This window comes from Streptomyces sp. MMBL 11-1, assembly GCF_028622875.1.
GTDB lineage: Bacteria > Actinomycetota > Actinomycetes > Streptomycetales > Streptomycetaceae > Streptomyces.
In genome coordinates this window covers 4365344-4383759 of record NZ_CP117709.1, presented here as the reverse complement: position 1 = coordinate 4383759, position 18416 = coordinate 4365344, and the positions used below count along the sequence as shown (strand labels likewise).

The following is an 18416-nucleotide window of genomic DNA, read 5'->3' as shown; positions in this document are numbered from 1 at the left end:
GATTACACGAAGAGAATCAAGAAAAAAGGCCCTGCTCAGCAGGGCCCGGGGAAACGAAACACCAATCGTGCGCCTCATAGCTCGCGGCTCTCGACGTCTCAAGACCGCAGGACGCCTCTCAGCGCCGCAGCACCTCAGACACAGCCTTCAGCACCTGGAATCACGGATAGAGGCACCGAGGGCCCGGCCACACTCCACGAGCACGCACTGCGGCGCGGCGCGGGGAACGGGGGCGCAGACCTGGTAGCAGCAGACGACGCAGAGGAACATGCGCAGGCACAGGGGCAGAGACAGGGACAGGGGTAACAGATGCAGGCACGGGGCAGACGCAGGGAGCAGCAGGTGCAGCAGGTGCAGCCCTCTCAGGGGCGTACCGAGGCGTCCGCCGTCGGCCAGCTCATACGGATCACTCCGCCGCCCGCACCGGATCGGACCTCCACGTCGTCGACGAGACCGCTGATGACCGCGAGGCCCATCTCGTCCTCGCCCTCGCCACCGTCCATCTCGGGGTCGGGCCGGTGCGGCCCCGCTCCGGAAGCATGGGAGCCGTCACGCGCCCCGGAGGCGGCGGAATCCCCGCCGGGGCCGGGAACGCTGTCCCCGACCTCGATGGAGAAGGCCTTCTCCTCCTCGGTCAACGCGACGCTGACCGGCTCGGTGATGCCGTGGCTGCGGTGCAGCCCGACCGCGCGGCTGCACGCCTCTCCGACGGCGAGCCTGACCTCGTCGAGCACCGCCTCGTCGACGCCGGCCCGGCGCGCCACGGCGGCCGCCACCAGGCGGGCCGTCCTGACATGTTCAGGCTGAGCGCTGAAGCGGAGTTCAACGGTGGCCATGCCATCCCCCTCGAACGTTCGGGCGTACGCCTCAGAGGCCCCGGGCGTGTCGCCCGGCACCCCTGCTCTCCTTCTCCCAAAGCCGACAAAGCCGACAGCCGACCCGAGGGTCGACCGCCTGCCCGTCGCGGCCCACGTGCTGCCGCTGTCGGCCTGTTCACTGCCTGCCGACCGGCCCGGGGGCCGGTCCGCTCCGACCTCAGTCGGTGGCGGCGACAGCCTCGTCGACCGTGGTGTGAATCGGGAACACCTTGGTCAGACCTGTGATCCGGAAGATCTTGAGAATGCGCTCCTGGTTGCAGACCAGGCGCAACGAGCCCTCATGGGCCCGCACACGCTTCAAGCCACCCACGAGCACGCCGAGGCCGGTGGAGTCGAGAAAGTCGACGCCTTCCATGTCGACAACCAAGTGATAGCTGCCGTCATTCACCAACTCGACCAACTGCTCGCGCAGCTTGGGCGCGGTATACACATCAATCTCGCCACCGACCTCGACGACCGTACGGTCGCCACCAGGGCCGGACACATTGCGAGTCGACAGGGACAGGTCCACGGATCCTCCAGCACCTTGCTATCGAGCGGTCGCCCCTCGCTCTCCCCGACGGAGGCCAGGGGACGGATCGCCAGCCGCGATGGCATTCAATCACTTACCAGCAGCCATGCACGACGCCTTGGGACCATTGTCCGTCACGCCAGTGACACACTCGGTGCCGATGGCCAAGAATCACCGTCCCGGACGACCACCCGAGAGTGGGGGCATGCGCCCCTCTCCCGCCATGATCCTCGACCGGCTCGCCGCAGGGGCGGGCCGGGCCGCGCGCATCACTCATACGGAGCACCTGCCCCCGCGATCGGGAACCCATGCCATCTGGCCGGATCGCATCCGGCCAGAAGTGATCTCGGCGATCGAAAAAGCCGGGATCGCCCATCCGTGGGCGCACCAGGCGGTCGCGTCCGAGCACGCGCTGGACGGCGAATCGGTCGTGATCGCCACCGGTACGGCCTCCGGGAAGTCCCTCGCGTACCTCGCGCCGGTCCTGAGCACCCTCCTGGACGGCTCCGAGGCCCCCAACGGCCGCGGGGCCACCGCCCTGTACCTCGCCCCCACCAAGGCCCTGGCAGCCGATCAGCGGCGCTCGGTGAAGGCACTCGCGGCACCACTCGGCAACGCCATCAGGCCGGCGGTCTACGACGGCGACACCCCGGTCGAGGAACGCGAATGGGTGCGGCAGTACGCCAACTACGTCCTGACCAACCCCGACATGCTGCACCGCGGGATCCTGCCGTCCCACCCCCGCTGGGCGTCCTTCCTGCGTGCCCTGCGGTTCGTCGTGATCGACGAGTGCCACACCTACCGGGGCGTCTTCGGCTCCCACGTCGCCCAGATCCTGCGCCGTCTACGTCGCCTGTGCGCCCGGTACGGGGCCGACCCGGTCTTCCTGCTGGCCTCGGCCACAGCGGCCGATCCCGCGGTCGCAGCCGGGCGTCTGACGGGCCTGCCGGTCCGGGAGGTGTCCGACGACGCCTCCCCGCGCGGCAAGCTGGTCTTCGCCCTGTGGGAGCCCCCGCTGACCGACCTGCACGGCGAGAAGGGCGCACCCGTCCGCCGGACCGCGACGGCCGAGACCGCCGACCTGCTCACCGACCTGACCCTCCAGGGCGTCCGCTCGGTCGCCTTCGTACGCTCCCGGCGTGGCGCGGAACTGATCTCGGTGATCGCCAAGGAACGCCTCGCGGAGGTCGACCCCTCGCTGCCGAAGCGGGTCGCCGCCTATCGCGGGGGTTACCTCCCCGAGGAACGCCGGGCCCTGGAGCGGGCGCTGCACTCCGGCGAACTGCTCGGTCTCGCGGCCACCACCGCCCTGGAGCTGGGCATCGACGTCTCCGGTCTCGGCGCGGTCGTCATCTCCGGCTACCCGGGCACACGGGCGTCCCTCTGGCAGCAGGCGGGCCGCGCCGGCCGCTCGGGGCAGGGCGCCCTGGCAGTTCTCGTGGCCCGGGACGACCCGCTGGACACCTATCTGGTCCACCACCCCGAGGCGCTCTTCCAGCAGCCCGTCGAGTCGACGGTGCTGGATCCGGACAACCCCTATGTCCTCGCTCCCCACCTCTGCGCCGCGGCCGCCGAGCTCCCCCTCACCGAGTCCGACATCGCCCTCTTCGGCCCGGCCGTGCCCGAGCTGCTGCCCCAACTGGAGGCCGCGAAGCTGCTGCGCAGACGGGCGTCGGGCTGGCACTGGACCCGGCGCGAACGGGCCGCCGACCTGGCCGACATCCGGGGCGGGGGCGGCCGTCCCGTCCAGATCGTCGAGGAGGGCACCGGCCGCCTGCTGGGCACCGTCGACGCGGCCGCCGCCCACACGACCGTCCACGAGGGGGCCGTCCATCTGCACCAGGGCCGCACCCACCTGGTCCGAAAGCTGGACCTGGAGGACTCCGTGGCCCTGGTCGAGCAGGCCGAACCGCCGTACTCGACAGTCGCCCGCGACACCACGGCCATCACGGTCCTGGAGACCGACACCAAGATTCCCTGGGGCCAGGGGCGGCTCTGCTACGGCTCCGTCGAGGTCACCAACCAGGTCGTCTCCTTCCTCCGCCGCAAACTGATCACCGGCGAGGTCCTGGGCGAGACCAAGCTCGATCTGCCGCCCCGCACCCTGCGCACCCGCGCCGTCTGGTGGACGGTCACCGAGGACCAGCTCGACGCGGCGCGCGTCAACCCGGAGATCCTCGGCGGCGCGCTTCATGCCGCCGAACACGCGTCGATCGGACTCCTCCCTCTCTTCGCCACCTGCGACCGCTGGGACATCGGCGGCGTGTCCGTACCGCTGCACCCCGACACCCTGCTGCCGACGGTCTTCGTGTACGACGGCCACCCGGGAGGAGCCGGATTCGCCGAGCGGGCCTTCCGCACCGCCCGTACGTGGCTGACGGCGACCCGGGAGGCCATCGCGTCCTGCGAGTGCGAGGCGGGCTGCCCCTCCTGCATCCAGTCCCCCAAGTGCGGCAACGGCAACGAGCCCCTGCACAAACGCGGAGCCGTACGCCTGCTCACCGAACTCCTCAAAGCCGCACCCCCGGAGCCGGACGAGTCGACCACGCCGGACGCACCGACCACGCCGAAGGGTTGAGCCGTCAGAACAGCACCGCCGGACAGCGGGCCACCGACGAGGACGCTTCCACGCCGAGGACACGTCCACGAGTCCCTGACAGAACGCCCTGCTGAGAGGCTCTGCCCGGACGCACGGCCCGTGGAGACGCGCTGTCCGGAGGCACGCGGGCTGTCGGCGCACTGTCAGGTCGGCGCGCTCTCAGGTCGGCGCGCTGTCAGGTCGGCGCGCTGTCAGGTCGGCAGCATGGGCATGACCAACCGCTTCAGCTCCGCCTCACCGATCGCTCCGATCCGTGTCGCGGCGATCCGCCCCTCCGGGTCGACGATGATCGTGAAGGGATATCCGGCGGTGTTCACCACGCCCTTCGGAAGCCGAAGGAGCTGTCGGCCCTGCGGGTCGTGCAAGCTCGGATACAGGAGCTCCGCGTCCTGCTCGAAGGCGCGTGCCTCGCCGACCGACACGTCCGCGTTGATCCCCACCACCCGCAGACCGTCACCCCGCAGTTCCTCGTGCACCCGGGAGAGCCCCGGCGCCTCCGCACGGCACGGACCACACCACGACGCCCACGCGTTGACCACGACGACCTTGCCCCGCAGCCCCTTCAGGCTGAACCGGCCATCGCCATCGACGCGCTCCCCCGCCATCTCCGGCATAGCCACCCGGTCCGCGGGAGCGTACGCCGTCAGCGGCGCAGGCCCTCCAGCGTCGTCCGCGGGCAGGTCCGACCTCGAACACCCCACCACCGCGGCCAACAGGACGGCCACCGCAGTCGAAATCCGTAGCGTCTTCACGTGCGTCGATGATGCCACCGGGCCCCTGGGCGCCCGCACGAGCCCGGCGCGGAACGCTCGGCCCGGGCGAGCGCGGCCAGGCAATCAGCCGGTGGCCCGTGGTCCGGCCCAGGGACTACCCGAAGGACCCGCCCCGGAATCGACCGGCGATCCGACGCCAGGGTCGGCGGGAGGCCCGGCCCGTGCCCTGACGGCAGGTAGGTAGGGCCCGAACCCCGAGCGGGCGGTCACATCGGCGATCTCCCCCCGCACCACGCAGCGAACGAGCACGGCCCCCTGTGCCAGGGCCACCCGCCGGGCCGTCTCACACGCGACCGCCACCCCTTCCAACGCCCGGTCCGCAGCCGCGAGGGCCGCCAGATCCGCGGCCCCGCCCGCCCGGTGACGGGAGGCCACAGCCTGTCCCAGCGCGAGCACCACGGCGAACACGGTGCAGAGACCGGTCGCGGTGACGGCCACCCACACCGTCGCCACACCTCGATCCGCGCCGGGACCCGCACGCTGGACAGCGATCCGGCGTGCGCCCCGGGGTCCGATCCGATCCATTCGCCGGCCCACGCCCCGGCCCGCGCCCCGGCTCACTTCTCGGTCCGCGCCACGCCCCACGTCCCGCCTCATACCCCTCTCCTCGCCCTTGTTCTCGGCCTTCTCCCCGCCCCAACACCACAGTTGAAGCCGGGCCCGCCATCGACACCCGTCACGCCCCTGGCCCTCTGTCCCCCCCCCCTCGCCCTCATGGCACGGCGCCCCCGACCGTGTCCTCCGCCAGGGCAGCCGCCTCGGCGCTCAACGTCAGGGCCAGCACGTCCGGCCCCGGGGTCGGGGACTCCACTCGGACGCGCCACAGGTCTCCTGCCCTCCCCACCTCGACCCGGGCACCGTGGGGCGCCGCGTCACGCGCGGCTTCCACAACCGCCGCCTCCGGCTCCGAACGGGCCGCCGCCCGCGCCCCCGCCCGCGCCGCGTCCACGCACCGGATCTGGTCCGATGCCGCCATCAACGCCCAGAGCAGCGCCATGGCGAAGGCGACCAGTACCGGGATCACCACGGCCGCCTCCGCGGTCACCGCGCCCCTGTCGCCTCCCCCGTAGCCGCTCCTGGCCGGGCGCCGCCGCAGCCCCCTGGGAAGGCCGCGGTCCGACGCCACGGCCCCCTCCCCCGGGCAGGGCCCCGACGAGGTCTCAGAACTTCGCATCGAGCGCGTCCTCAACCAGCGACTGCAACGCCGACAGCACCGGCCCGCTGTTCACCACCTTGTAGAGCACCGCGGCGAAGGCGCACGCGGCGATGGTTCCCACCGCGTACTCGGACGTGGTCATCCCCCGGTCGGACCGGTCGAGCCGCCCCGCCCACCGTGCGGCCCGCTTCGCCATCCGGCCCGGCACACCTGCGGACAGCCGGCCTCCGAGCAGAACGCCGACGGCCCGGTCCCAGAACTTCGTTTCCATTTCATCCCCCGATGAGCATCGATGACGAGCGGGCGCCCGAACGGAACACCCGTGAATGACAGCGAAATGAATGGCAGCGACAGGTCATCACCGGCCGCGAACCGCGCAGGCTCACCGGCCCGGACGGCCGGTCGCGAGCAGCTCGCCGGCCAGGCCGATGATCACCGGCGCCACCCCGACCGCCAGGAAGGCGGGGAGGAAGCAGAGGCCGACCGGCGCGGTGATCAGCACCCCGGCCCGTTGCGCGCGCGTCACCGCCGCAGCGCCTTGTTCGGCGCGCATCGACTTGGCCAGCCTGGCAACCGGCTCTGCGGCCGGGGCCCCCGTCGAACCCGCCCGGTGCAGACAGCGGGCCAGCGGGCCCGCACCCGGTATCTCCCCGAACCGACCCCACGCCTCGGCCGGTTCACCGCCGAGGCGGATCTCCGCGGCGGTCCGGGCGAGCCGATCGCCGACCGGGCCGCCGATGGATTCGCCCACCTCCTCGGCCGCCTCCCGGGGGCCTGCCCCGACCGCGATACAGGCCGCCAGCAGATCGGCGGCCAGCGGCAGCTGCCCCGCGATCACGGCCCGATCCCGATGGGTACCGCCGGGACGCGTGCGGGGCCGGCTTCGCTGCCACCGCCACGTCCCGTACGCCGCGGCCGAACCGACCGCGCAGCCCATCACGCCACCGACCAGAATCCATCCGGCCAACCAGGCCCCGGCCGGAGCAGCCCACCGCCGAGCGGCCTCGGAGAGACCCGAACCACTGCTCGCCCGTAACGGTGCGACCAGCAGGCTCCATCTGTTGGGCCGTGCCACGATGGCAGCACCCAGCAACAGTGCGCCCCGCCAGCGAACCGCCCGTCTCCGCAATCCGGCGGCGATCACGGCTGCCAGCTGCGCCGCCACTCCCAGCACCGCCGCCGACATCCCCAGGCTGTGGAGAACTTCTCCGCCCGACGCGTTCACACCGCCTCCCCTCCGCGCACGATCCGGCAGGCCCAGTACAGCCCGGCCGACTCCAGGAACGCCCCCACCGCCAGGCAGGCCAGGCCGCCCGGGGTGTGCAGCAGTACGCGCAAGGGGTCGGCTCCGAGCGCCGCGCCCAGCCCCAGGCCCGCGATCGGGAGCAGTGCCAGGACCACGACCGTCGACCACGCCCCCGCCAGTTGGGCGCGTAACTCCTCCCGTCTGCGCCGGTCCTCTCGCAGCGCCGCCTCCAGACGCTCCAGACCGGCCGCCAACCCGGCCCCGCCGTCCACGGCCACTCGCCAGCACGCGGCCATCCCGGACAGGCCTCCCAGCCCCGGCCCCTCCGCCGCCTGCCGCAGCGCCGCCGGCACATCGCCACCGAACCGCGCCGCCGCCAGCACCACGGACTCCGCCTTCCCCAGTCGGCCGCCCGAAGCGGGCGCCGCCAAAAAGCCGTCCTCCGCCAGACCTTCGCGCAGCGCGACCAGCAACGCCTGGCCCGGCTCGCGGCCGGCTCTCAGCTCCCCGACCACGGCTCCGCACAACGCCGCCACCGCGATCTCGGCCCGCTCCGCCTCCCGCGCCCCCGCCCGCCTCCGCAGCCACCGGCGCACCAACGGAACCATCACGGCCCCCGCGAACAGCGGCAGCACCGAACCACCCAGCACCGCGAGCAGCACAGCGACCGGAACACACCACCACTCCCGACGGCCCCGGACCGCCTTCGTCACCCGCCCCAGGGCCTTGAGCAGGCATGGCCACCGGCTCCAAGTCGGACGCGACTCGGCGGGAGCGTCCACGAACAGCGTCCGCGCCCGCCGAACGCCCGTGTCCCGCACCATCGCGAGCCACACCGCTGAACCCGCGCAGAGAGCCACCGCATGGGCTGCGTACGCGGATGTCGCCCCCGTCACAGCGCACCCCCGATCAGCGACCGCAGCCGTTCCCATCCCCGCTCCGGAACAAATCCGCCGATGCCCCAGCTCAGGGCCGGAGCGGTCAGGACCAGACCCGCCGCGTCCCGCTCCAGAACGTGCACCTCGGCCACCCGCCGTTGCCCCGCGCGGTCCCGCACGAGATGCACGACCACCGAGAGCGCTGCCGCCAACTGGCTGTGCAGGGCCGCCCGGTCGAGACCGGCCGCGGTGCCCAGAGCCTCCAGCCGGGCCGGTACATGCTCGGCGGCGTTGGCGTGGACGGTGCCGCACCCACCTTCGTGTCCGGTGTTCAACGCGGCCAGCAGCTCAGTGACTTCAGCACCCCGCACCTCTCCGACCACCAACCGGTCGGGCCGCATGCGCAGGGCCTGCCGCACCAGATCCCGCAGCGTCACCCGGCCCGCACCCTCCTGATTGGCCGGACGGGACTCCAGGCGGACCACATGCGGATGGTCCGGCCGCAGCTCGGCGGAGTCCTCGGCGAGCACGATCCTCTCGTTCGCGCCGACGGCGCCCAGCAGACTGGCGAGGAGCGTCGTCTTGCCCGCCCCGGTGCCGCCGCTGATCACATAGGAGATCCGCGCTTCCACGAGGGCCCGCAGGATCCGGTCTCCACCCGGCGGCACCGTGCCCGCGTCCACCAACTCCGCCAGCGAGAAGGCCCGTGGCCGAACCACCCGCAGGGAGAGGCAGGTCGAGCCGACGGACACCGGGGGCAGCACGGCGTGCATCCGTGTGCCGTCAGGCAGTCGTGCGTCCACCCAGGGCCGTGCGTCGTCCAACCTCCTGCCGGCCATCGCGGCGAGACGCTGGGCCAGCCTCCGCACCGCCGCCGCGTCCGGGAAGGTGACGCCCGTCAGCTGGAGCCCACCGCCCCGGTCCTCCCACACCCGGTCCGGCGCGGAGACCAGAACATCGGTCACCTCCGGATCCGCGAGCAACGACTCCAGAACTCCCGTGCCGACGAGTTCGCCGCGCAGCTCTGCCGCGGCCCCGAGCACCTCGGCGTCCCCCAGCAACCGCCCCTGCGCCCGCAGGGCGGCGGCCACCCCGGCCGGGGTGGGAGCGGCACCGCTTCGTGCCAGCCGCTGGCGTACGGCGTCGAGCAGTTCGTCCGTCATGCCGTCCCTCCCCCGGGCGGGCCGGGCACGGGGCTTGTGTCACCGGCCGCCGCTACCTGTTCCCAGAAGGCCGAGCAGAACCGGGCCAGCGGGCCCCGGGCACTGCCGCCGGGCGGGGTGCCCTCGTCCTGGGAGACCAGAAGGCCCGGCTCCGGCGGAAGTTCGCCGACGAGCGGCAGGCCGAGGGCCCGGGCGACCCATCGCCCGTCCAGACCTGACGCATACGGCCCCCTGGGCACCACCCGCAGGTCGTCCAACACCATTCCGGCCGTCGCCGCGACGCGCCTGGCCGCTGCTACCGCGCGCAGTTCGCCCGGCACCACGAGCAGGCCGAGATCGAGTTGGGCCAATGCTTCGGCGACGCCCTCGTCGACCCGGCGCGGGAGGTCCACGACCACCACACCGCCGAGTCTCCGGGCGGCTGCCAGCACCGCACGCATCGCCTGCGGCGGGATCACCACCTCGTCGTCCCGGCCCCAACTCAGCACCCGCAGCCCGTGGAGCGCGGGCAGCGAGTCCTCAAGGGCCCCGCCCCCGAGACGGCCCTTCGACTGCGCGAAATCCGGCCACCGCATGCCTTCGGCGCGTTCGCCGCCGAGCAGGACGTCGATCCCGCCTCCCAGCGGGTCGGCGTCGATCAGCATCGTCCGCCCACCGGACCTCGCCGCACTCACGGCGAGGGCACAGGCCAGCGTCGACGCGCCGGAGCCGCCCCTGCCGCCCATCACGCCGACGGTGAGCGCGGGGCGTCCCACACCTTCGGCGGCGTTGGCGATCTGATCGACGAGCCAGCTCTCGGAATCAGGCAGTCGCAGCACATATTCGGCCCCGATCTCCACCGCGCGCCGCCACACGTCCGGGTCGTCCTGGTCCCGGCCCACCAGCATCACCCCCTTCCGGCGGCCCGCGCCCCGACAACGCGCGGCGGCGTCATCTCCCACCAGCACCATCGGAGCCCGCTCCCAGCCGCCCCGACGCCCGGGCGGCCCGTGATGAACTTCTGGCTCGGCTCCGGCCGCCGCGCACAGCCGCAGCAGGTCGTCGAGCAGTTCCACGTCCTCCGTCACGATCAGCGGGCCTCCGCGCCGCCCCTCGGTGACCGCCGCCCCTTCTCCTGCGATGGATCCAGCCACGATCTCCGCCCCCTTCTCACTGCCCCTTCAGTGCGGTTCGCGGTGTTCTCGGAGCGTTTCCGAGATGCGCGATTCCGGCACCCGCGGACTTCGCGGGTGGAATCAACGTGCAGCACCGCGGAAAACCATGTGGATCTTGATGAAAAACTGTGGACAACTTCGGGACTGTGAATAACTTCGTAACCCGAACCAGCGACTTCCGCAGCGCAGCCTTCTGGCTACACACTGTGACGAAGCGAGGTGCACGACGACCGGCTCGCACGATCAGGCCGATGGCGGCCGGAAGGGAGGCTCAGGTGGTTTCCACCCCTGAAACGCGTCCGGACATGCGACGACCCCCGCCGGGGGGGAGAGCGGGGGTCGTCCCCACGGCCGACTCGGGGGGGGGAGGAGTCGGACCGGGTTAGCACGGTCGCGAACGATCCGTGACTTCCATGGTGTACCCGAGGGCCTTCTCAGGCAAACCCACACGCCGGAGTTTACGCCGAATGGTGGGCCCCTATGCTCAGCGTTGTGGAAAACTGCTTCTCGCCGCGCACAGCAGCCTTCTTTGACCTGGACAAGACGGTCATTGCGAAGTCTTCGACGCTGACCTTCAGCAAGTCCTTCTACCAAGGCGGACTGATCAACCGCCGCGCTGTACTGCGCACCGCGTACGCACAGTTTGTGTTCCTCGCCGGGGGCGCCGATCACGACCAGATGGAGCGGATGCGTGAATACCTCTCCGCCCTCTGCAAGGGGTGGAACGTCCAGCAGGTCAAGGAGATCGTCGCCGAGACCCTGCACGACCTGATCGACCCGATCATCTACGACGAGGCCGCCACCCTCATCGAGGAACACCACACAGCGGGGCGTGATGTGGTCATCGTTTCGACCTCGGGCGCCGAAGTCGTCGAGCCCATCGGCGAATTGCTCGGCGCGGACCGCGTAGTCGCCACGCGCATGGTCGTCGGCGACGACGGCTGCTTCACGGGCGAGGTCGAGTACTACGCCTACGGGCCGACCAAGGCCGAGGCCGTGAGGGCGCTCGCGGTCTCGGAGGGGTACGACCTTTCGCGCTGCTACGCCTACAGCGACTCCGCGACCGATGTACCGATGCTGGAGTCGGTCGGCCACCCGCACGCGGTCAACCCCGACCGCGCGCTGCGCCGCGAAGCGACCCTTCGCGAGTGGCCGATTCTCGTCTTCAATCGCCCGGTCCGGCTCAAGCAGCGGCTGCCCGCCTTCTCGATGCCGCCCCGTCCCGCCCTCGTGGCGGCGGCCGCGGTCGGCGCGGCGGCGGTCACCGCAGGGCTGGTCTGGTACGCCAGCCGTCGGCGCATCGCCGGCGCCGTCCCGCCCGGGTGAGTCGAGGCAAGGCGCGGCCAAGGGGAAGGCGGGGGGCACCCCGATGAAGCCGCACACTGCCCGATTCGCCCTTGATTGAACCTAAAAGTAAAGAAGCGGGACCAGGGCTTTCCCTTCCCCTGGTCCTGGAGTACAAAGGACGTAACGGCCCGCGAGACCAAGGACATCCGCGAGGATGACCTGTAACGCAGAACGGCCCCACGGACCGAGCACGAAAGCCGAGTACCCACGCGACGTCGACCCGTCGATTACGGGCCAGCCGCACCAGGTGACGGGCAAAGCACCCGACCTGATGGGCACATTACGAGGACGCTTGGTAACTGGGCGGACGTGTCAGCGGCGGCACCGCACCTCGGTGCCGCCGCAACCCTTGACCCTTGCACCCTCCATCGGGCCGCCATCGCCCTTCGGACGCCCGTGAGGCGACTTTCTCCGCGCCGTCCGATGCCCGCCGCATCGGGCCTGATGCCACATCAGTCGAGGCAGATCGAACCTCAAGGCGGCATACACCTCAGAAAGCCCCGCGGGAAGGCCACGCGTGCGTGAAGGCCACGCGGGAGGGCCGCGCGTGAAGGCCACGCGGGGAGGCCACGTCGACCTTCAGGCCGCGCCGCGCTGCAGCGCCTCGCACACCGCGGTCGACTCGCGCACACCCAGCTCGACGGAGCGCCCGCAGTGGGCGATCCAGGCGGCCATGCCCTCGGGGGTTCCAGCCGTGTAGCCCTCGAATGCCGCGACATAGGCCGCACGGCCCTGCTCCGCGTGTCCGACCTCGGCCGGGCAGATCGACTTCGGATCCAGCCCACTGCCGATCAGCACGATGCGCTCAGCCGTCCGGGCCACCAGCCCGTTGTGCGAGCCGAACGGACGCAACGCCAGCAGCTCGCCGTGCACCACGGCGGCCGTGACCAGCGCAGGGGCGCTGCCGCCCGCGATGATCAGTTGCGAGAGCCCTTCGAGTCGCCCGGCGACCTCCTCGGCCCCAGGAAGCGGGGCCTCGATCAGCGGCTCGTCGACGGACTCGCCCGCCAGCCGAGGACGCCCCACCGCGTCGTCAGGACTCGCCCCACCTGCCGCCACCAGATGCAACCGAGCCAGCACCCGCAGCGGCGACTGCCGCCAGATGGAAAGGAGTTGCCCAGCCTCCGCGGTGAGCCTCAGCGCGGAGCCGATCACACGCGCCTCGTCCTCACCACTGAAGTCGGTACGCCGACGCACCTCCTCAAGGTTCCAGTCGGCACCGGCCAGTGCGGCCGAACCCCGAGAACCCCGCAGCGCGGCTTCGGCCGTGACCTCGTTGCTGCGGCGCCGCATGACGCGATGACCGTAGACGCGGTCGACGGCCTTGCGCACGGAGTCCACGGCATCGGGAACGCCGGGCAGGGAACCGAGCGCGGCGAGCGGGTCTGAGGCAGTCGTACTCATAAGTAGCGAGGCTACGCGCCCACCGCACCCGCACCACCCTCAAGTGGCCATCTTCACGAACAACGACAGCGCACCGCAATGGAGCCGCTACCCTAGGTGAACATGAAGATCGCTTTCGTCGGGAAGGGCGGCAGCGGAAAGACCACGCTGTCCTCGCTCTTCATCCGCCACCTCGCCGCCAACGAAGCCCACGTCATCGCCGTGGACGCCGACATCAACCAGCATCTGGGGGCCGCTCTCGGTCTGGACGAGGCGGAGGCCGCCGCACTGCCCGCCATGGGCGCGCACCTCCCCCTCATCAAGGACTACCTACGGGGCGCCAACCCCCGCATCGCTTCCGCCGAGACGATGATCAAGACGACTCCGCCCGGCGAGGGTTCACGGCTGCTGCGGGTCCGTGAGGACAACCCGATCTTCGCGGCCTGCGCGCGCACGGTGCGGCTCGACGACGGGGACGTCCGGCTGATGGCGACGGGGCCCTTCACGGAGTCCGACCTCGGAGTGGCCTGCTACCACTCCAAGGTCGGGGCCGTGGAACTCTGCCTCAACCACCTGGTCGACGGTCCCGACGAGTACGTCGTGGTCGACATGACGGCGGGCTCGGACTCGTTCGCCTCGGGCATGTTCACGCGGTTCGACATGACGTTCCTGGTTGCGGAGCCGACCCGCAAGGGGGTGTCGGTGTACCGCCAGTACAAGGAGTACGCACGCGACTTCGGCGTCGCCCTGAAGGTCGTCGGGAACAAGGTGCAGGGCCCGGACGATCTGGAGTTCCTGCGTGCGGAGGTCGGTGACGACCTGCTGATCGGGATCGGCCACTCCGACTGGGTGCGGTCGATGGAGAAGGGGCGGCCATCCCGCTTCGAGCTGCTGGAGGCCGACAACCGGATGGCCCTGCAGACGCTGCAGGACACCGCCGAGGACTCGTACGGGCTGCGCGACTGGGAGCGCTACACACGCCAGATGGTGCACTTCCACCTGAAGAACGCCGAGAGCTGGGGCAACGAGAAGACCGGCGCCGACCTGGCCGCCCAGGTCGACCCCGCGTTCGTGCTCGACGAACGGCACGCAGGAGCGGGCGCGAGCGCACCCGTCTGACGCGTCGTGTGTGCACGGGGGGGGCCGCCAGGACGTGACGCGCAAGGAGCTGTTCAGCGGCGAGACCCCGCCCTGGGCCGGACTCGTTCTCGCCGACTCCACCACCTTCGCCAACTGAGGCCGCCACCCCCTCGTCGCCCCGACGCCCCGCACCCCGCGCTCGCCGCCGTCCCCCTCCGCCCCACTCCGTCCGCCCCTCCCCACACATGCGCCGGCAACCGAAAGGAAGGTGGCCGGCGCATGGTCGGCGGAAGATGGTCGTGCCCCCGGTCGGCCGACGTTCCGACCGGTTGTTCCTTCGGTGTTTCAGCCAGTCGCTCCCGCAGGCGCCGAACCTGCGTCACCCTTGCCCGCCGCCTTGTCCGGATCCTGGCCCAGCGCCTCCCCGGCATCCCCGTCCGGGACCTTCTCCGCGCCCTCTTCCGCGCCCTTATCCGTGCCCTTTTCCGCGCGCTCTTCCGTGCCGTTCTCCGCGGGCCGCGCGGCCGCCGGCTGGTTGCCGAGGTAGGACGACCAGCCCGTCTTCGGCGCCTCGCCGACGCCGAGCGTGGTGAGCTTGGCCAGCGTCTTCGGGTCCTGCGCGTCCAGCCAGTCGACGAGCTGCCGGAAGGAGACGCAGCGCACGCCCTCCTTGGTACACACCGTCGCGATGGTCTCCTCGATGGCGCGCATGTACGTGCCGCCGTTCCAGGACTCGAAGTGGTTGCCGATGATCAGGGGCGCCCGGTTGCCGGTGTACGAGCGGTCGAAGGCCTGCAGCAGCCCGTCCCGCATCTGGTTGCCCCAGTGCTCGTGCTGGGAGGGGTCCCCCTGAGTGGCCGTGCCGGACTGGTTGACCATGAAGTTGTAGTCCATCGAGAGCGTCTCGAAGGCGCGGCCCGGCATCGGAACGAGCTGGAGCGGAATGTCCCAGACCCCGTCCTTCTTCTTGGGCCAGACCTGATTGCCGACGCCGCTGGAGTCGTAGCGGAAGCCCATGGTCCGGGCAGCGGCGACCATGTTCTTCTGGCCTTCGAGGCAGGGGGTGCGGGCGCCGACCAGTTCCTTGTCGTAGTCGAAGGGAAGCGGAGCCTCGTCCTTCAGCTCCGGAGCGTTGGTCTTCCAGCTCTTGACGAAAGCTTTCGCCTGGCTGATCTCGCTCTTCCACTCATCGACGGACCAGGTCCCGACGCCCCCGTCCTTGCCGCAGAAGTGGCCGTTGAAGTGGGTACCGATCTCGTTGCCTTCCAGCCAGGCGGCACGCACCTCGGCGAGGGTGTCGCGGATGCCCTCGGTGTCGTTGAAGCCGATGTCGGACCGGCCCGGTGCGTGCTGGGGCGGGTGGTAGAGGTCCTTCTTGCCCTCCGGCAGCAGGTACACGCCGCTGAGGAAGTACGTCATCTTGGCGTTGTACTTTTTGGCCACGCCGCGGAAGTGCGAGAAGAGCTTCTGACTGTCCTCTCCGGCACCGTCCCACGAGAACACCACGAACTGGGGAGGCTTCTCGCCGGGCGCCAGGCGTTCGACGGCCGGCACCTTCGGCTGGTCCCCGGTGAAAGCGGTGGACCCGTCCCCGATGAGTTTGACCGCGTTCTTCGGGGCGGCGGCCGGGGGATTCTCCTTGGCGCCGCGGGCCCCCTTCTCCGCGTCGGCTCCGGCGCCCCCGGACGAGGACCCTCCGGACCCGGCTCCGGAACAGCCCGCGAGAACGGCGGCCAAGGCCGTGGACATGGCGACCAAGGCGATCCTCTTCGTGGCGGCCATCATCCGCCCACCCTCTTCCTTGCAGGTAATTTGCGTCGAAGTGCCGACACGGCGCGGCCAAATTCGCACGCTGTTCCGCACAGCAAGGGCGACATACCGAATGAAAAGCTGCCTATTCACTGATAAGAGTTATCGACTAGCCCGAACGCCTCCGGTCTGAACCGGGCGAGCCCCGGGCCCGTGCATCCAGGCGACCCCGTTCCGCTTCGCACCCCGCCACACCCGCCACGCCCGACACACCCACCACACCCGCCAACTCGACCCGCCCGACGCGCCTCGACCCGCCCGACATACCTCGACACACATCGACGCGCCTCGACGCGCCTCGACGGGGACGTAACCGCCGTGCACCACGCGTCGTTCGGCGTCCCCCGGCCGCGGAGCGGGATCATGACTCCATACACGAAGACACAGGTCTAAACCAATTCCCGGCAGGCCCTTGTCACCTGGCCCCGCGCCTGATGAGCTATGCCCCGGGACACAACGGACACCCTGGGACTGGGAGAAGTCGTGAGCAACGAAAGCCTGGCCAACCTGCTTCGGGAAGAGCGGAAATTCGCTCCGCCTGCCGAGCTGGCCGCCAACGCCAACGTCACCGCAGAGGCGTACGAGCAGGCCGAGGCGGACCGGCTGGGCTTCTGGGCCGAGCAGGCCCGTCGCCTGACGTGGGACACCGAGCCGACCGAGACCCTCGACTGGAGCAACCCGCCCTTCGCGAAGTGGTTCGCGGACGGCAAGCTGAACGTCGCGTACAACTGCGTGGACCGTCACGTCGAGGCGGGCAACGGCGACCGGGTCGCCATCCACTTCGAGGGTGAGCCGGGCGACAGCCGGGCCATCACCTACGCGGAGCTCAAGGACGAGGTCTCCCGGGCCGCCAACGCGCTGACCGAGCTGGGCGTCGGCAAGGGCGACCGGGTCGCCGTCTACCTGCCGATGATCCCCGAGGCCGCGATCGCGATGCTGGCGTGTGCCCGTATCGGCGCCGCGCACTCCGTGGTCTTCGGCGGCTTCTCGGCCGACGCCATCGCCGCCCGCATCAAGGACGCGGACGCCAAGGTCGTCATCACGGCCGACGGCGGTTACCGCCGCGGCAAGCCGTCCGCGCTCAAGCCCGCCGTCGACGACGCCGTCTCCCGGTTCGAGAACGTCGAGCACGTCCTCGTCGTCCGCCGCACCGGCCAGGACACCGCGTGGACCGAAGGCCGCGACGTCTGGTGGCACGAGATCACCGCCCGGCAGTCCGCCGAGCACACCCCCGAGGCCTTCGAGGCCGAGCAGCCGCTCTTCATCCTCTACACCTCGGGCACCACGGGTAAGCCGAAGGGCATCCTGCACACCTCCGGCGGCTACCTCACCCAGGCCTCGTACACGCACCACGCGGTCTTCGACCTCAAGCCGGAGTCCGACGTCTACTGGTGCACCGCCGACATCGGCTGGGTCACCGGGCACTCCTACATCGTCTACGGGCCGCTGGCCAACGGGGCGACGCAGGTCATGTACGAGGGCACCCCGGACACCCCGCACCAGGGCCGGTTCTGGGAGATCGTGCAGAAGTACGGCGTCACGATCCTCTACACCGCCCCGACGGCGATCCGTACGTTCATGAAGTGGGGCGACGACATCCCCGCCAAGTTCGACCTGAGCAGCCTCCGCGTCCTCGGTTCGGTCGGTGAGCCGATCAACCCCGAGGCGTGGATGTGGTACCGGAAGAACATCGGCGCCGACACGTGCCCCATCGTGGACACCTGGTGGCAGACCGAGACCGGCGCGATGATGATCTCGCCGCTGCCCGGTGTGACGGAGACGAAGCCGGGAAGCGCCCAGCGCGCGCTGCCGGGCATCGCCGCCACCGTCGTCGACGACGAGGCCAACGAGGTGCCGGACGGCGGGGGCGGCTACCTCGTCCTCACCCAGCCGTGGCCCTCCATGCTCCGCACCATCTGGGGCGACGACCAGCGGTTCATCGACACCTACTGGTCGCGTTTCGAGGGCAAGTACTTCGCGGGCGACGGTGCGAAGAAGGACGAGGACGGCGACATCTGGCTGCTCGGCCGGGTCGACGACGTCATGCTCGTCTCCGGGCACAACATCTCCACCACCGAGGTCGAGTCCGCCCTCGTCTCCCACCCGTCGGTCGCCGAGGCCGCCGTGGTCGGGGCGAACGACGAGACGACGGGCCAGGCCATCGTGGCGTTCGTCATCCTGCGCGGTACGGCCACCGCCTCCGACGAGCTCGTCGCCGACCTGCGCAACCACGTCGGCACGACGCTCGGCCCGATCGCGAAGCCGAAGCGGGTCCTCCCGGTCGCCGAGCTGCCGAAGACCCGCTCCGGCAAGATCATGCGCCGGCTGCTCCGCGACGTCGCCGAGAACCGTGAGGTGGGCGACGTCACCACGCTGGCTGACTCGACCGTGATGGACCTGATCACCACCCAGCTGCCGTCTTCCTCGTCCGAGGACTAG

At 70.9% G+C, this 18416-nt stretch carries 16 protein-coding genes; 4 read left to right on the top strand and 12 right to left on the bottom strand.

The window, feature by feature from the left end; genetic code table 11:
- Positions 1-362 precede the first annotated feature (362 nt).
- Positions 363-836: an ATP-binding protein gene (locus tag PSQ21_RS19270; RefSeq protein WP_274031845.1), complete on the bottom strand. Its 474-nt coding sequence runs from the start codon at positions 834-836 to the stop codon at positions 363-365.
- A gap of 199 nt (positions 837-1035) precedes the next feature.
- On the bottom strand, positions 1036-1389 hold the full coding sequence (locus tag PSQ21_RS19265; protein WP_003967428.1) for an STAS domain-containing protein: 354 nt from the start codon (positions 1387-1389) through the stop codon (positions 1036-1038).
- Between the two features lie 79 nt (positions 1390-1468).
- On the opposite strand from PSQ21_RS19265, the gene PSQ21_RS19260 reads away from it, so the two are divergent.
- Positions 1469-3967, top strand: a complete 2499-nt coding sequence (locus tag PSQ21_RS19260; protein ID WP_274031840.1) for a DEAD/DEAH box helicase — start codon at positions 1469-1471, stop codon at positions 3965-3967.
- 212 nt (positions 3968-4179) lie between these two features.
- Here PSQ21_RS19260 and PSQ21_RS19255 read toward each other — a convergent pair whose 3' ends face one another.
- The 8 genes from PSQ21_RS19255 to ssd all read right to left on the bottom strand — a co-directional run bounded on the left by PSQ21_RS19255 (position 4180) and on the right by ssd (position 10337).
- Complete coding sequence (locus PSQ21_RS19255) at positions 4180-4602, bottom strand: TlpA family protein disulfide reductase (RefSeq protein WP_274035832.1); 423 nt, start codon at positions 4600-4602, stop codon at positions 4180-4182.
- Positions 4603-4824: 222 nt separating this feature from the next.
- The gene (locus PSQ21_RS19250; protein ID WP_397992567.1) at positions 4825-5286 is read right to left on the bottom strand and encodes an Rv3654c family TadE-like protein; all 462 of its coding nucleotides are present in this window, start codon (positions 5284-5286) and stop codon (positions 4825-4827) included.
- A 187-nt stretch (positions 5287-5473) separates the two neighbouring features.
- On the bottom strand, positions 5474-5806 hold the full coding sequence (locus PSQ21_RS19245; protein WP_397992581.1) for a TadE family type IV pilus minor pilin: 333 nt from the start codon (positions 5804-5806) through the stop codon (positions 5474-5476).
- 115 nt (positions 5807-5921) lie between these two features.
- Positions 5922-6188, bottom strand: a complete 267-nt coding sequence (locus PSQ21_RS19240; RefSeq protein WP_274031835.1) for a DUF4244 domain-containing protein — start codon at positions 6186-6188, stop codon at positions 5922-5924.
- A 111-nt stretch (positions 6189-6299) separates the two neighbouring features.
- Complete coding sequence (locus PSQ21_RS19235) at positions 6300-7142, bottom strand: type II secretion system F family protein (protein ID WP_397992569.1); 843 nt, start codon at positions 7140-7142, stop codon at positions 6300-6302.
- The gene (locus tag PSQ21_RS19230; protein WP_443334396.1) at positions 7139-8095 is read right to left on the bottom strand and encodes a type II secretion system F family protein; all 957 of its coding nucleotides are present in this window, start codon (positions 8093-8095) and stop codon (positions 7139-7141) included. The genes PSQ21_RS19235 and PSQ21_RS19230 overlap by 4 nt, the downstream gene beginning before the upstream one ends.
- Positions 8056-9204, bottom strand: a complete 1149-nt coding sequence (locus tag PSQ21_RS19225) for a TadA family conjugal transfer-associated ATPase (RefSeq protein WP_274031831.1) — start codon at positions 9202-9204, stop codon at positions 8056-8058. The genes PSQ21_RS19230 and PSQ21_RS19225 overlap by 40 nt, the downstream gene beginning before the upstream one ends.
- Positions 9201-10337 (bottom strand): septum site-determining protein Ssd, encoded by a 1137-nt coding sequence (ssd, locus tag PSQ21_RS19220; protein ID WP_274031829.1) that lies wholly within the window; start codon positions 10335-10337, stop codon positions 9201-9203. The genes PSQ21_RS19225 and ssd overlap by 4 nt, the downstream gene beginning before the upstream one ends.
- A 501-nt stretch (positions 10338-10838) precedes the next feature.
- Between ssd and PSQ21_RS19215 the strand changes: the two genes are divergently transcribed.
- The gene (locus tag PSQ21_RS19215) at positions 10839-11684 is read left to right on the top strand and encodes an HAD family hydrolase (protein ID WP_274031827.1); all 846 of its coding nucleotides are present in this window, start codon (positions 10839-10841) and stop codon (positions 11682-11684) included.
- A gap of 600 nt (positions 11685-12284) precedes the next feature.
- Here the strand turns inward: PSQ21_RS19215 and PSQ21_RS19210 are convergent.
- Positions 12285-13109 carry an oxidoreductase gene (locus tag PSQ21_RS19210; RefSeq protein ID WP_274031825.1) on the bottom strand — a complete coding sequence of 275 codons (825 nt, stop codon included), beginning with the start codon at positions 13107-13109 and terminating at the stop codon, positions 12285-12287.
- 102 nt (positions 13110-13211) lie between these two features.
- Between PSQ21_RS19210 and PSQ21_RS19205 the strand changes: the two genes are divergently transcribed.
- Complete coding sequence (locus PSQ21_RS19205) at positions 13212-14207, top strand: ATP-binding protein (protein WP_274031823.1); 996 nt, start codon at positions 13212-13214, stop codon at positions 14205-14207.
- A 306-nt stretch (positions 14208-14513) separates the two neighbouring features.
- On the opposite strand, the gene PSQ21_RS19200 is transcribed toward PSQ21_RS19205, so the two are convergent.
- Positions 14514-15953, bottom strand: a complete 1440-nt coding sequence (locus PSQ21_RS19200; RefSeq protein WP_274031822.1) for a hypothetical protein — start codon at positions 15951-15953, stop codon at positions 14514-14516.
- Positions 15954-16418: 465 nt separating this feature from the next.
- Between PSQ21_RS19200 and acs the strand changes: the two genes are divergently transcribed.
- Positions 16419-18416 carry an acetate--CoA ligase gene (gene acs, locus PSQ21_RS19195; protein ID WP_274031820.1) on the top strand — a complete coding sequence of 666 codons (1998 nt, stop codon included), beginning with the start codon at positions 16419-16421 and terminating at the stop codon, positions 18414-18416.